The sequence below is a fragment of the Flavobacterium phycosphaerae genome, from assembly GCF_010119235.1.
GTDB lineage: Bacteria > Bacteroidota > Bacteroidia > Flavobacteriales > Flavobacteriaceae > Flavobacterium > Flavobacterium phycosphaerae.
In genome coordinates this window covers 2,067,601-2,082,426 of record NZ_JAAATZ010000001.1, presented here as the reverse complement: position 1 = coordinate 2,082,426, position 14,826 = coordinate 2,067,601, and the positions used below count along the sequence as shown (strand labels likewise).

Genomic DNA, 14,826 nt, shown 5'->3' with positions numbered 1-14,826 from the left:
AAAAATTGTCTGATGAATTTTAAATTATCACTGCTGTTCGTGTTGACAAGTCTAACGCTTTCGGCCCAAATTACCGAATCGGAAGTAGATGTTTTAGTAGAAAGAACCTTAAAAACATTTGACGTGCCGGGCATAGCAGTGGGTATTGTCAAAGACGGAAAGCTAGTTTTGGCCAAAGGCTACGGCGTTACCAACATCAAAACCGGTAAAAAAGTAGATGCCAATACCTTGTTCGGAATTGCCTCTAACAGTAAATCTTTTACCTCGGCAGCCTTAGCGATGTTGGTGGATGAAGGAAAAATAGATTGGGACGATAAAGTCATCAAGTATCTACCCGATTTCAAAATGTATAACGATTATGTAACCAACGAATTCACCATTCGCGACTTACTAACGCACCGCAGTGGCTTGGGTCTTGGCGCCGGCGATTTAATGATTTGGCCCGACGGTCATGATTTCACGCCAAAAGACATTATCAAAAACATACAATACTTAAAACCGGTTTCCGCTTTCAGAACCAAATATGACTATGATAATTTATTATACGTTATTGCCGGCGAAGTGATAGAGCAAGTTTCCGGAAAATCTTGGTGTGATTTCATTGAAGAGCGCATGATGAAACCATTACATATGGATAACAGCGCTGCTTCTTGGTCAAGACTGAAAGACACCACTAATACCATCGTTCCTCACGTGCCAACCAATGGAAAACTGGAAGTAATTCCGAGATACACTAACCACATATTTGATGCCGCGGCCGGAATTTATTCTTCTGTCAACGATTTAAGCAAATGGTTAATCCTGCAAATGAACAACGGAAAATATGACGAGAACCAACAATTATTCAGTCAAAAACAACACACCGAAATGTGGAAACCGCAAACCATCCTGCCGGTTCCCAACACCCAACCTTATAAAACCTTATTCCGAAACTATGGGTTAGGATGGCGACTGGAAGACATCAATGGCTATCTACAAGTATCACACACCGGCGGTTTAGATGGCATCGTAACGCAAACCATCATGATTCCGGAAATTCAATTGGGAATTATAGTATTGACCAACCAACAATCAGGCTCTGCTTTTATGGCTATTTCAAACACTATTAAAGACCGCTATTTGGGTATTACCAATGCAGACCATGTGTTGAGATTGAGTGAAGATCTTCAAAAAAGAGAAGGCGATGCTGATAAAATTACCGAAGAAGTTTGGGCAACGGTAGCCAAAAATACCAAAGCGAAAATCAAAATCAATAATTCCAATTACATCGGAAATTATAAAGACCCTTGGTTTGGTTTGGTTACCATTTCAGAAAAGAAAGGAAAATTATACTTTACCTCCAACCGCTCTAAAAGACTAACCGGTGAGATTTTCTTTTACAAAGACCAGAACTTTGTAGTCAAATGGGATGTGCGCAGTTTTCATGCCGATGCGCATATTTTCTTCGACTTAGATGCCAATGGAAAAGCGACACATTTCAAAATGAAAGCCATTTCGCCGTTGACTGATTTTAGTTATGATTTTCACGATTTAGACTTTACCAAAGACAAGCAATACCTCATCCGATAAAATCAATAAAATCATAAAATTATAGCTTGCACATCTCGTTTGTTATGTTTATTTTTAGGAATTGAACGAATAGGCTATGATTGAAATTGATTTAGAAGAAGAAAAAAAAGCAATTGCCCGAGAATACAAAGAATTACTTCGAATAAGTTATCAAACCCTTACTGATTCTGATAAAAAACTCATTCGTAAAGCATTTGATGTTGCCGTTGACGCACATAAAGACCAACGCCGTAAATCAGGAGAGGCTTACATCTTCCACCCTATCGGTGTGGCCAAAATTGTAGCTTCCGAAATTGGGTTGGGTGCCACCAGTATTGCCGCTGCTTTAATGCATGATGTGGTAGAAGATACCGAGGTGACTGTGGAAGACATTGAAAGAATGTTTAATCCTAAAATTGCCCATTTAGTAGAAGGGCTGACCAAAATTGCTCAGGTCAAAAAAGACATGAACATCTCCATGCAGGCGGAAAATTTCCGTAAAATGCTGCTGACTTTGAATGATGATGTTCGGGTAATTTTAATCAAAATTGCCGACCGTTTACACAACATGCAAACCATGGATTCGATGCCCGATTACAAGCAGGTCAAAATTGCTTCGGAAACCTTATACATCTACGCTCCGTTGGCGCATCGTTTGGGCTTGTACAACATCAAAACCAAATTGGAAGACCTGGGATTGAAATATACCGAACCCGAAGTTTTTCAGGATATTGTCAGCAAAATCAAAGAAACCAAAGAAGAGCAAGATCAATATATAAAGACCATTTCTGATGTCTTAAAAAAATCATTAGACGAAGAGGGTGTCGAATATGTGATGAAAGGCCGGCCAAAATCGATCTACTCGATTCGCAGAAAAATGGCGGCACAAAATGTTACGTTTGACGAAGTATATGACAAATTTGCACTCCGAATTATATACAAATCCAACCTACACGACGAAAAATTCCTCGCTTGGAAAATTTATTCTATCGTAACAGACCACTACCGCCCAAGTCCCAGCCGTTTACGCGATTGGATTTCCTCACCAAAATCAACCGGATATGAAGCCCTGCACATTACCGTCATGGGGCCCAAAGGACGTTGGGTAGAAATACAAGTTCGTAGCGAAAGAATGGATGAAATTGCCGAAAAAGGATACGCTGCCCACTACAAATACAAACAAGGTGCTACCGAAGAAAGCGGTTTAGATACATGGCTAAATTTATTAAAAGAAGCCTTAGAAAGTTCGGAAACCAATGCGGTCGACTTTGTAGAGGACTTCAAAATGAATCTCTATGCCAAAGAAATTTTTGTCTTCACGCCCAAAGGAGAAATCAAATCCTTGCCCAAAGGCGCTACCTCTTTAGACTTTGCCTTTAGCATTCACTCCGAAATTGGAATCAAAACCCGAGGAACCCGTGTGAACGGAAAATTAGTTCCGCTGAATCACGAGTTGAAAAGCGGTGACCAAATTGAAATCATTACCTCGGTTCATCAAAAACCAACGATTAACTGGTTGGATTATGTAACGACATCGAGAGCGAAAAATAAAATCAGAAACGTACTTAACGAAAATACCAAGAAAATTGCTGAAGACGGTCGCGAATTACTGACCCGTAAAATGAAACATTTAAAAATTACGTTGAATGAAGGCGTGGTCAATGAATTGGTAAATTTCTTCAAACTTAAAACCAGTCTGGATTTGTTTTACCGCGTGGGGATTGGCTCTATCGAGAACCAACAACTGAAAGATTTTGCCGCACAGAAAAGCAACACGCTGATGAATTTCTTTAAGAATAAAATCAAGCGCTCGCCAAATACAAACCAGGAAGAAATCAACAAACCCGAATTAAGCAACAACTACGATTTACTGGTTTTTGGTTCAGAACAGGACAAACTCGATTATAAATTATCCTCTTGCTGTAATCCTATTCCGGGTGACGATGTATTTGGTTTTATTACCATCAACGAAGGAATTAAAGTGCACAAAAAAGACTGCCCGAATGCCATCACACTGCAATCCAATTATGCTTACCGCATCATGCAGGCCAAATGGATAGATTCTTCGCAACAGGAATTCAAAGCCATTTTAAAAATTACCGGAATGGACAGTTTAGGATTAACCAACGAGTTGACCAAAGTTATTTCAAACAATATGCACGTTAACATTCAAAGTATTTCCCTAAGTGGTGATGCCGGAATCTTTAACGGGCAAGTTGCGGTAATTGTACAGAACAACAACATTCTGAAAAAACTAATTGAGAACATCAAAAAAATTGACGGAATTGACAAGGTTACCCGAGTGTATACCAATTAAAACTGCTTTTTTATGAAATACTTCGGTAGAGACGTAGCCATACTACGTCTCTACAATATTTTAAATCACGAAACTTTGAAACCATGTACAAAAAAATTACCTTTGTCCCATGACACTAATAGCCTCCGATAATATTAAAAATCAGGAAACCGTAAAAAACGTTTTTACGCTTTATCTGGAGAACAAAGGCCATCGAAAAACGCCGGAACGCTATGCTATTCTTCAGGAAATTTACGATAGCGAAGAGCATTTTGATATTGAGAATTTGTATATCAAAATGAAAAACAAAAACTACCGCGTGTCGCGTGCCACCTTATACAACACCATTGAATTACTGTTAGATTGCGGTTTGGTTCGCAAACATCAGTTTGGCCAAAATCAGGCGCATTACGAAAAATCATATTTCGACAAACAACACGACCACATCATCATGACCGATACCGGCGAAGTGATTGAGTTTTGCGACCCACGCATCCAAACCATCAAACAAACTATCGAAGAAATATTTGGAATTGAAATACACAACCACTCCTTATATTTTTATGCCAATAAAAAAGAATTATAACCTGTAGACAAGTAGCAATGCTACGTGTCTACGTTTTAAATAAACAACAACTACAAACAACAACACACAACACAATGACCGTAGACTTACTACTAGGATTACAATGGGGCGACGAAGGCAAAGGAAAAATTGTTGACGTTCTAACCTCAAAATACGACATTATTGCTCGTTTTCAAGGCGGCCCAAATGCCGGACACACTTTAGAATTTGACGGAATAAAACACGTCCTAAGAACCATTCCCTCAGGAATTTTTCACCAAAACAACATTAACATCATTGGAAACGGCGTCGTGATTGACCCCGTGGTTTTCAAAAGCGAAATTGACGGCTTGGCCAAATTCAACCTCGACTTACAATCGAAACTGATTATTTCGCGCAAAGCCCATTTGATTTTACCTACCCACCGCCTGCTGGATGCCGCTTCAGAAGCCGCTAAAGGCAAAGCCAAAATTGGTTCTACCCTAAAAGGAATTGGCCCAACGTATATGGACAAAACCGGGCGTAACGGTCTTCGAGTAGGCGATATCGAATTGGCTGATTTTAAAGAACGCTACCGAGCTTTGGCCGACAAGCACGAAGCCATGATTGCGTTCTATGATGTGAACATACAATACAATTTACCCGAACTGGAAAAAGAGTTCTTTGAAGCTATAGAAGATTTAAAAAAACTAAGTTTCATTGACAGCGAAGAATACTTGGCACAAGCCCAAAAGAAAGGCAAATCCATCCTATGCGAAGGCGCTCAAGGGTCTTTGTTAGATGTAGATTTCGGAACTTATCCCTTTGTAACTTCGTCTAACACTACAGCGGCAGGAGCTTGTACCGGACTGGGGATTGCCCCTAATAAAATCAAAGAAGTATACGGTATTTTCAAAGCCTATACCACTCGTGTGGGCAGTGGCCCCTTCCCTACCGAAGATTTTGGTGAAGCCGGCGATATGATGGCCAAAGTGGGGAACGAATTTGGCTCGGTTACCGGAAGAAAACGCCGTTGTGGCTGGTTGGATTTAGTAGCCTTAAAATATGCCATCCAAATTAACGGTGTTACCCAACTGATGATGATGAAAGGCGATGTGCTCTCGGGCTTTGACACCTTAAAAGTATGTACCGCTTACAACTACAAAGGCGAAGTAATTCACCATTTGCCCTATAACATTGAAGAAGAAAACGTAACTCCTATTTATACCGAATTTAGAGGATGGCAAGCCGATTTAACCGGTATGACCTCTTACGAAAGCCTACCAGACGCACTCAAAGACTATATCGAATTCATAGAACGCGAAGTGGAAGTGCCTATCAGCATCGTCTCAGTAGGGCCGGATAGAAAGCAAACCATTACCAAATAAAACAACAAACCCTTTCACTACTGAGAGGGTTTTGTTTTTATTAGTATATTTAGAGCAGTAAGCGAGGTAAAAGGAAAGTCATTTCTTTTTTTACTGAGCATGTAAATAAGTTAGCTGCAATATCGAAACACATGACTGCAAATGAATACGATAAATTAGAAAACTCAATGGAGAGCTTTGAGTTAATCAAACGAAAAAGTGAGGAACATTGGCGAAATAAAGAATTGGATTTATGCTGGGGATATCAAGTCCAAAAAGATTCAATATGGCGAAACGGATTATCCGAAAAGGAATTAGACGATTTTCAAAAATTGGTAAACATTGAATTTCCTCAAAGTTTGAAAAATTTTTACAGAACAATGAACGGTTTGGATAAACCGGGAATAAACTTGAATGGCGGAGAAGAAAAGCCTTCATATTATCCAACGTTTTATTCTTATCCGGAAGACATTCCCATTATTCAAAAACAAATTGAAATAGCCTTTTCACACAATCCAAAAGAAATTCAGGCAAACTCGAGAATCTTCCCGTATTTTGGTCATCGGTTTTTGGATTTCACAGAAAAGGAGAAAGTTTTATCAATCTATTTTGATGACATACTAGATTGGGAAGAAAATTTAGCCAAAGCAATAGCCAAAGACATTTTTGATTGGCAATGATACTACAGCTAACAACCGTTTTGTGCAATAGCAGCAATCGATTTTCCTTAAACTGAAAATCAAAACAGAATTAATATCTTTACCATTAACCGCTAACCTCCCCGCCACTGCTTAAGCCGCGGCACGTTATATGACATTTTAAAACCATGACAACATGATATACTCCATTGAAAAGGCAAATTTGATTTCAGAACAACTAAGAAAATTTAAAGATTGTTTTGCTCATCAACTTGCCGGTCACACGGCCAACATTAGTTTTTGGATAAAGGAAGTGAAAGAAGCTTTGGTTGTCCTTGATGAATACAACAAACGGTTTTACGCCATGCGTGACGAACAAGTAGTGTGGATAGAAAACCACGGAGAAGCTATACACGACTATTGCCCAACTTGCGGAGGCAAATGTGAGTTTTCAAATGGCATACCGTCTTTACCCATCAGAGTTGAAAGTAGTTTACTAAAAGAAACCCGAAAGAATTTAGTCAATGCGGCGTATTATTTTCTCATCAGAGGCTATAATTCTAAATTAATGGATTTGAAAACGTTAGAACATTTTTGCGCAGAAGTTGGAACCAGTATAGATCCGAAAGATTTAAACGAATAACAAAGTGTCATCTAAAAGCAGTTTGTATAATAGCTGTAATTAATTTTACTTCGAAAGAGAATTTAATATCTTTACAACTCGCCACTGCACTTAGCCTCGGTACGTTAGTGGCAAGACAAAAAAATCCGTTAAGACGACAAGTATGGTCAAATCAATTTACATAGCCAATATTTTAGAGTTGCTCTTAGACAATGATGAGGATGGCATCGCCGCACGCAAGCAATTGCCTTTTATCACCGAAAACGAAATTACCTATACCGGAGGCGGATTTGTGGTAAACTTTAATCAGCTGGAAGGGATTGCCGAATATAAAACCACCATTACAGACGGCACCGTGCTTGATGGAGTAAAAATTGAATCGCATGAGATAGAAGCAGAAGCCAGATTGTTTTTTAAAAATGGACTAATTCACTTTTTAGACGTTTGGTGTTATCTTGGTGACTATCCGAAAAAAGAATTAATAACCTATACATTGACGCAGACTTGGGTTGCATCGGGTAAAAAAATTATCATTGACTAAATGGGATACAAAACAGTTTGCTTAGATTGTCATAAGGTCTTCAGTTTGGGGACAGCCTTAAAAAATTGCAGAGCATCAAATTGTACGCAATGTGGCAAAAGCATGACTTTACTAAACCAAAAATTCAAAGCCCCGAAAGCCGAAAGCAAAGAATGGGAAACCATAAACTTTTTGGTAGCGCACGGATTTAAATACCAAAGCATTTACACCAAAAAAGAAGACGGCCTTTTATATAAGGTTGATTATCCTAAAAACATAAAAGACGCGAAAGAATTCGTAGTAAACTATAAAGAGCAAGCTTTAAAAGAATAAACACCCCAAACTCAGAACCATTGGAAAACATCACAGCACTACTTACTTCCTTCAGCAACGAGCATGACTTGTGGAATTTGACCAAAAAATCCGCTTTAGCCTGTCTTAAAAATTACGCCGCTGAAGACAATGATGATGAAATACCAGTTGAAGAAATTAGCTTAAAGCCACAAAAGCAGGAATTAGTGTTCTGGGAATATGGAAATAAAACGTTTATCCTAAGAACAACTTACTCTTTACATAAAAACAACGATTTTAGTATTCCCATCGGAGACTATGCCATGGATGTGACTGGCAGCGGTGAAATTGTTGATGATTGGTTGGTAATCTACTAGCCTCAACCCTGTTTGAAATACTTACTACTTTCCCTTTGTCATTTCGACGGTTAGGGAGAAATCGCATTAACTTGGTGCTATGTGATTTTTCATTGCATTCAAAATGACAATACTAACTTAAAACCCTTTCACTACTGAGCGGGTTTTGTTTTTATCAGTATATTTAGAGCAACAAGCGAGGTAAAAGAAAGTCATTTCATTTTTACTGCGCATATAAATAAGTTAGCAAACAGTTTTAGAAAACCTATGAATAAAGAAGATTTAAAGAGAAAAGTTACAGACGTTATTGATGCTCGGGAGCGACACGAAAAAACAAATTTTAACTATTTTAAAGGATTAACAACCATTTCTGTTGCTTTGATAGGTTTGCTAATTGGTCTAAAACCACCGCTCATTCCCAATCAATCTGCGAAAATATTATTTCTAATTACAATATGTTTAATCGGGCTATGCATTCTTTTTTCATTGATTGTTCAATTTTACGAAGTGATTTTTGACAAACAAAAGATTGATGCTCGTATAAAGATATTAAAAGAATATATAGATGATCCAGTCGGAGTAGGATTCGTTCAATTTGCAGAATTAAAAGAAGTTAAGTTTTTTCGCCTATTCAAGATATTGACATTTTCTTGTTTGATATTATCAATTATATCATTGATTTTTTATGTGTATTTTTCAGAATTTTATCCTGCCATAATTAATCATTAATTAACTTATTAAAACAGATTTGCTAACAGCGGTTTGGCGCAACAGCTGCGCCCGATTTTCCCGGATAGCGCGGATTTGGAATCCGTGCCCAATAACAATTTAAAACCCCTCCAAAAACTACCTTTTGAGCATTTTCAAGGCCTCCCAGCCTTAGCTGAGGCTTCGGACTCCTTTTTTGAGGCTTCGGACTCCTTTTTTGAGGCTTCGGACTCTTGTTTTTTTGCTTCGGTAGCTTTCTTTTTTACTTCAAAAGCCTTTTTCGTTGCCGCTAACATCTTAGTGGGCATAACGGAAACTTTAAAATCATTTTCGGAGGCTTGTGAAACTTCTTCGGAGCCCCTAAATCAGGCTTCTGAATTGTAATTTGCTGATTTTTAGTATTTATTTAACTTTTTTGTAGTCTTTTTTTGGCATCTTTATTGGTTGCCCTACAGCGTTAAATTTTTTAAATCTCATTATTATGGAAAAAAAAGAAGCAATCCGATTGTATAACTTTTCGGATGGAACCCTGGTAACAAAAGGGTTAGAAATTGTAGCGTTTATGCAACGTGATGCTGTACAGTTTGACGACTATGGCATAACTGCTGCCAAAGTGGGAGCGCTAAAAGACAGTATCAATGTTTTTGCCGACACCGTTACGGATATAGAAGCATTGGGCGACCAAATGCAAAGTACCGCATTAAAAGATGCCAAAGCCGAAACCCTGCGGGATGCCATAAGAGATGCCATGGCAAGAGTAGTATTGACTTATGACGCTAGCAGTGCAAAGTATAGAAAGTTTGGTACTGATACTTTATCTCATCAATTGGATAGTGATTTACTGATCACAGCCAAACGAGTGGTACGCGTAGCCACTGAATTGATGCCAAGCCTTACCCCAAATGGGCTCACCACCGCTCATCTTGACACTATAACTACTTTGAGTAATGAATTCAGCGATTTGATTGTTGAGCAAAAAGTAGAAATTGGCGACCGAGATATACTTCAGGAAGACCGTGTAGAAGCCGGTAACGAAATTTATAATGTTATGATAAAATACAGCAAACTAGGTCAATCCATTTGGCAAACCAGTGATGTAGCTAAGTATAATGACTACGTTATTTACAACACCATCAGTGGCGATCCGGAAGAAACCCCGCCAACCCCTTAACTGTTTAAGAATACACTAAAAAAATAACCCCCTTCTGAAAAGAAAGGGGTTTATTTTTTATACTACAATTGGCTTATGGCAATTTAAATATAAACGACTCACTGGGTCTAACCGTTAGTTTCATAGTGCCGCTGCCGTTGGCTACTTTCAACTTGGCCGTGCTGCCATACAGTTGGTCGGTTACGGTATAGGTGCCTTCTTTGAGCTGCCATTTGGCAATTACGTCTGAGGGTACTTTTAAGTCAAACGTGCTGGTGGTTACCCAAGAGAAGTTGGTTACTACTATCAGTTTTTCATTGGCAGACCAACGCACATAGGAGTAAATCCCGGGGCTGTAGTCTTCGGTACTATCACGGTTAGCCGTTTGTATTTCTTTAAAATGACCCATCAGGGCATCGCTTTTAATGGTAAAATTGAGCAAGCGGGAGTAAAAATCACGCAGGTCTTTTTCTTTTTGGGTCAATTGCCCTCCGTCAAACTTGCCTCTATTCATCCAGCGTTGGTGGTTGGGCACGCCCACATAATCAAAAATACTGGTGCGGGTAGGTTTTCCAAAGCCACCGTCTACCGTACCGGCCTCGCCTACTTCCTGTCCGAAATATATCATCGTTGGCGAAGAACTAATCGTTGCGGAGACCACCATAAGCGGTTTTCCTTTTTCGGGCGTACCGGCAAATGCGGTGCTGGCCAAACGTTGCTCATCGTGATTGTCTAAAAAGTGTAACATGTGGTGCTCAATATCGGCCAATCCTTTTTGAATGTCTGACAAACCATCGGGTAAGGTTTTGCCTTGTATCACGGCTTTTAAATGATCGTACGTTTCTACTTTATCATACAAATAATCCATTTTGCCTAAACGAATGTAGTTGCGGTACTCCTTCGGATTGTAGACTTCGGCCAATAAAAAAGCATTCGGGTTTTTCATTTTGATGGCAGAGTTCATATAGCTCCAAAACTCATAGGGAACCATTTCGGCCATGTCATATCTGAATCCGTCAACGCCCTTAGCAGTCCAGTACAACGCAATGTCACGGAACTTTTTCCAGGAATTGGGTACGTCTTTGTCTTTCCAAAACGCATAATGCTCTTCAAATCCTTTTCGGTCATAGCCGGCAGGTAATTCAGGAAAATCCTTGGTACCGTCGGGTTTGATGCCATAGTTAACTTTTACGGTTTCATACCAATCGTTGATATCCGGTTTAGGTTGACGCGATCCATTGCCGGTCCATTTAGCCGGAAACTCAGTAAACTTGCCGTCAATCAGCGGGTTTTGCTCGCCATTCAAAGGTTTGTAAGTATCTGAAGTCGGCACCTCAAAGGCTTTCCCCGGAATGTAATAAAAGTTGTTGTTGCGGTCGTATTCTACCGAGGTATTGTCATCGGCTCCAAAATCTTTAACCCCTCTCGGATTGCTCAAACTGTGGTAATTGCGGGCAATATGATTGGGCACTATATCAATAATGGCTTTTAGACCGTTGGCATGCGTACGGGCCAGCAAGGCTTCAAATTCTTCTAAACGCTTAGCCGGATTGACCGCTAAATCGGGATTGACATTGTAGTAATCTTTGACTGCGTATGGCGACCCGGCTCGGCCTTTAACCACATCGGGATCATCATTAGCAATACCATATCGGGTATAATCTCGAATCACATCATGGTGAGGAACTCCGGTATACCAAATGTGCGTTACGCCCAGTTTTTTGATTTCCTGTAAAGCGTCATTGCTGAAATCATTGAACTTCCCTACTCCGTTTTCTTCAATAGTGCCCCAAGGTTTGTTGGTGGTATTTTTGTTTCCGAACAATCGTGTAAAAACTTGGTACACCACCACTTTTTTGGATGGCGCGACCACCTCAATCTTCTTCTTCATAAACGGATTGGGCTTGGTTTGGGCAAAAGTTATACTCGTGGTACAACTCATGGCCAGTAGGAGTAACAATTTACTTTTCATATCGTTTTTGATTGTCCATTTAGTGCGACAAGTCACAGTCACAAATATAAAGAAATAAACAAACGGGTAAATAACAAATAGCTGAGGCGAAATAATTTCAATCGGCACGCTGATTTTCAGCAAATTATAATTATCTTTAACCACCCTAGACACTGAGGTTTAACCTAAAATAGTAATTTAAAACCATTAGATTTATGAAAACCAAAATTTTGAAAGGGATTGTATTGACTACCATTATGGCATTGGTTATTGCCTGCAATTCGAAAAAAGGAGACGCTCCTACTGTAGACAAAGACCAAATCAAAGCCGAACTTCAAACCATGGAAACGGCTTATGCAGAAGCTTTTAATGCCGGTAAACCCGATGACATTATTTATTATGCCGACGATGCTACCAGTTTTTCCCAAAACAAACCACCGTTGATGGGTAAGGAAGCTATTTACACCTCGATAAAAAATGATATTTCTTCGTTTGCCAAAGGGCATAAAGTGACGTTTACCGTTAAAGAAGTATTTCCTTCAAACGATGGCGAACAGGTAGTTGAAATTGGCAGTTATAAAGTGGTTGATACCACGGTAGCAGTAGTTCGCAGCGGAAACTACATCAGCCTTTTTGTGAAAAAAGACGGTAAATATCTTTGCATCCGCGATATGGGAGCCTCAGACATGCCGGCAGACGAAGAGAAAGCAAAAGAAGCCGAAGAGAAAAAAGAATAACGAAATAGTATACTCACCTAAAGCACCTTCCAAAGAGGTGCTTTTTTATTTAAAAATGCGTCCGAAAACTATTTTGTTATTCTGCCGATAGGTGTTGTATGTGTATGGGTAATCCCCTATATTTGCAGTCCATTAATTTTTTTAGGAATGATAAAGATTACGTTACCAGATGGTTCAGTTAAAGAGTTTGCAAGCGGTTCAACTCCGATGGATGTGGCCAAAAGCATTAGTGAAGGATTAGCCCGAAATGTGATTTCGGCTGCATTCAATGGTACCACTATTGAAACCGAAACCCCACTAACGACCGACGGGTCACTGGTATTATATACATGGAATGACAAAGAAGGTAAAAAAGCATTCTGGCATTCTACTTCGCACGTGATGGCGCAGGTTTTAGAAGAGCAATTCCCGGGGATTAAGTTAACCCTTGGACCGGCCATTGAGAATGGTTTTTACTATGATGTTGATTTTGGTGATAAAAAAATCACGGATGCTGATTTCAAAGCCATTGAAGACCGCGTACTAGAAGTTTCAAGAGAAAAACACGAATTTAAAATGCGTTCGGTATCCAAAGCCGAAGCCTTAGAAATTTATAAAAATAACGAATACAAAACCGAACTGATTTCGAATTTAGAAGACGGAACCATTACGTTTTGTGACCATGCCAACTTCTTTGATTTATGTCGAGGAGGCCACATTCCGAATACCGGAATTATCAAAGCCATGAAAATCATGAGTGTTGCCGGAGCTTACTGGCGTGGTGATGAAAAGAACAAACAGTTAACTCGTGTTTACGGAATCTCATTCCCAAAACAAAAAGACTTAACGGATTATCTGGAATTGCTGGAAGAAGCCAAACGTCGTGATCACCGAAAATTGGGTAAAGAATTAGAATTGTTTGCCTTCTCACAAAAAGTGGGACAAGGGTTGCCATTATGGTTGCCAAAAGGAGCTGCTTTGAGAGATCGTTTGGAGCAATTCTTAAAAAGAGCTCAGAAAAAAGCGGGTTACGAACAAGTCGTGACACCACACATCGGGCAAAAAGAACTATACGTAACTTCAGGACACTATGCAAAATACGGTGCTGATAGTTTCCAACCCATTCATACTCCGGCGGAAGGTGAAGAGTTTTTGTTAAAACCAATGAACTGCCCGCACCACTGTGAAATTTACAACAACAAACCTTGGTCCTACAAAGATTTACCAAAGCGTTATGCTGAATTTGGAACGGTTTACCGTTATGAGCAATCAGGAGAATTACACGGTTTAACTCGTGTGAGAGGATTTACTCAAGATGATGCGCACATTTTCTGTACACCTGACCAATTGGATTCAGAGTTCAAAAAAGTAATCGACTTGGTATTGTATGTTTTCGGTTCGTTAGGATTTGAAAATTTCACCGCCCAAGTTTCAGTTCGTGATTTAGACAATCCGGACAAATACATCGGAAGCGTGGAGAACTGGGAAAAAGCAGAGCAAGCGATTATTAATGCGGCCCGCGATAAAGGATTGAATTATGTGATTGAAAGTGGCGAAGCGGCCTTCTATGGTCCGAAACTGGATTTCATGGTAAAAGATGCTTTGGGAAGACAATGGCAATTAGGAACCATTCAGGTAGATTACAACCTGCCGGAACGCTTCGAATTAACTTACAAAGGTTCTGATAACGAATTACATAGACCGGTAATGATTCACCGTGCACCGTTTGGTTCGATGGAGCGTTTTATCGCCATTTTACTGGAGCACACGGCCGGAAATTTCCCGTTATGGTTGATGCCGGAACAAGCTATAATATTGTCATTGAGCGAGAAATATGAAAATTATGCGAAAAAAGTTTTAGAATTGCTAGAAAATCACGAAATTCGCGCCCTAATTGACAACCGCAACGAGACGATTGGTAAGAAAATCAGAGAGGCAGAAGTACAAAAAATGCCATTCATGTTGATTGTAGGTGAGGAAGAAGAGAAAAACGGAACGATATCTGTTCGTCGTCACGGTCAAGAAGGAAAAGGAAACATCACGATTACTATTGAGGAATTTGTTAAAATAGTAAACGAAGAAGTTGCCAAAACATTAAAGACATTTGAAGTTTAATTAA

General features: G+C 39.5%; 14 protein-coding genes. 13 read left to right on the top strand and 1 reads right to left on the bottom strand.

Features of this window, described 5'->3' with window-relative positions:
- Positions 1-12: 12 nt before the first annotated feature.
- The 11 genes from GUU89_RS09150 to GUU89_RS09100 all read left to right on the top strand — a co-directional run bounded on the left by GUU89_RS09150 (position 13) and on the right by GUU89_RS09100 (position 10,061).
- Positions 13-1,569 (top strand): serine hydrolase, encoded by a 1,557-nt coding sequence (locus GUU89_RS09150; protein ID WP_162127624.1) that lies wholly within the window; start codon positions 13-15, stop codon positions 1,567-1,569.
- A 76-nt stretch (positions 1,570-1,645) separates the two neighbouring features.
- Positions 1,646-3,865 carry a RelA/SpoT family protein gene (locus GUU89_RS09145; RefSeq protein WP_162127623.1) on the top strand — a complete coding sequence of 740 codons (2,220 nt, stop codon included), beginning with the start codon at positions 1,646-1,648 and terminating at the stop codon, positions 3,863-3,865.
- A gap of 109 nt (positions 3,866-3,974) precedes the next feature.
- Entirely contained in the window at positions 3,975-4,430 is a 456-nt protein-coding gene (locus tag GUU89_RS09140; RefSeq protein ID WP_162127622.1) for a Fur family transcriptional regulator, read from the top strand.
- 74 nt (positions 4,431-4,504) lie between these two features.
- Positions 4,505-5,776, top strand: a complete 1,272-nt coding sequence (locus tag GUU89_RS09135; protein ID WP_162127621.1) for an adenylosuccinate synthase — start codon at positions 4,505-4,507, stop codon at positions 5,774-5,776.
- Between the two features lie 131 nt (positions 5,777-5,907).
- Positions 5,908-6,435 (top strand): SMI1/KNR4 family protein, encoded by a 528-nt coding sequence (locus GUU89_RS09130; RefSeq protein WP_162127620.1) that lies wholly within the window; start codon positions 5,908-5,910, stop codon positions 6,433-6,435.
- Between the two features lie 154 nt (positions 6,436-6,589).
- Positions 6,590-7,036: a hypothetical protein gene (locus GUU89_RS09125; RefSeq protein ID WP_162127619.1), complete on the top strand. Its 447-nt coding sequence runs from the start codon at positions 6,590-6,592 to the stop codon at positions 7,034-7,036.
- 142 nt (positions 7,037-7,178) lie between these two features.
- Positions 7,179-7,556: a hypothetical protein gene (locus tag GUU89_RS09120; protein ID WP_162127618.1), complete on the top strand. Its 378-nt coding sequence runs from the start codon at positions 7,179-7,181 to the stop codon at positions 7,554-7,556.
- Positions 7,557-7,658: 102 nt separating this feature from the next.
- Positions 7,659-7,868 carry a hypothetical protein gene (locus tag GUU89_RS09115; protein ID WP_162127617.1) on the top strand — a complete coding sequence of 70 codons (210 nt, stop codon included), beginning with the start codon at positions 7,659-7,661 and terminating at the stop codon, positions 7,866-7,868.
- Positions 7,869-7,888: 20 nt separating this feature from the next.
- A complete protein-coding gene (locus tag GUU89_RS09110) occupies positions 7,889-8,203 on the top strand; it encodes a hypothetical protein (protein WP_162127616.1) in 315 nt (104 codons plus the stop codon).
- Positions 8,204-8,449: 246 nt separating this feature from the next.
- A complete protein-coding gene (locus GUU89_RS09105; RefSeq protein WP_162127615.1) occupies positions 8,450-8,911 on the top strand; it encodes a hypothetical protein in 462 nt (153 codons plus the stop codon).
- A 460-nt stretch (positions 8,912-9,371) separates the two neighbouring features.
- Entirely contained in the window at positions 9,372-10,061 is a 690-nt protein-coding gene (locus GUU89_RS09100) for a hypothetical protein (RefSeq protein WP_162127614.1), read from the top strand.
- Between the two features lie 73 nt (positions 10,062-10,134).
- Here GUU89_RS09100 and GUU89_RS09095 read toward each other — a convergent pair whose 3' ends face one another.
- Complete coding sequence (locus GUU89_RS09095) at positions 10,135-12,012, bottom strand: alpha-amylase family glycosyl hydrolase (RefSeq protein ID WP_162127613.1); 1,878 nt, start codon at positions 12,010-12,012, stop codon at positions 10,135-10,137.
- Between the two features lie 194 nt (positions 12,013-12,206).
- Between GUU89_RS09095 and GUU89_RS09090 the strand changes: the two genes are divergently transcribed.
- Both GUU89_RS09090 and thrS read left to right on the top strand, forming a co-directional pair.
- Positions 12,207-12,728: a YybH family protein gene (locus GUU89_RS09090; RefSeq protein WP_162127612.1), complete on the top strand. Its 522-nt coding sequence runs from the start codon at positions 12,207-12,209 to the stop codon at positions 12,726-12,728.
- Between the two features lie 147 nt (positions 12,729-12,875).
- A complete protein-coding gene (gene thrS, locus GUU89_RS09085) occupies positions 12,876-14,822 on the top strand; it encodes a threonine--tRNA ligase (protein ID WP_162127611.1) in 1,947 nt (648 codons plus the stop codon).
- Positions 14,823-14,826 lie beyond the last annotated feature (4 nt).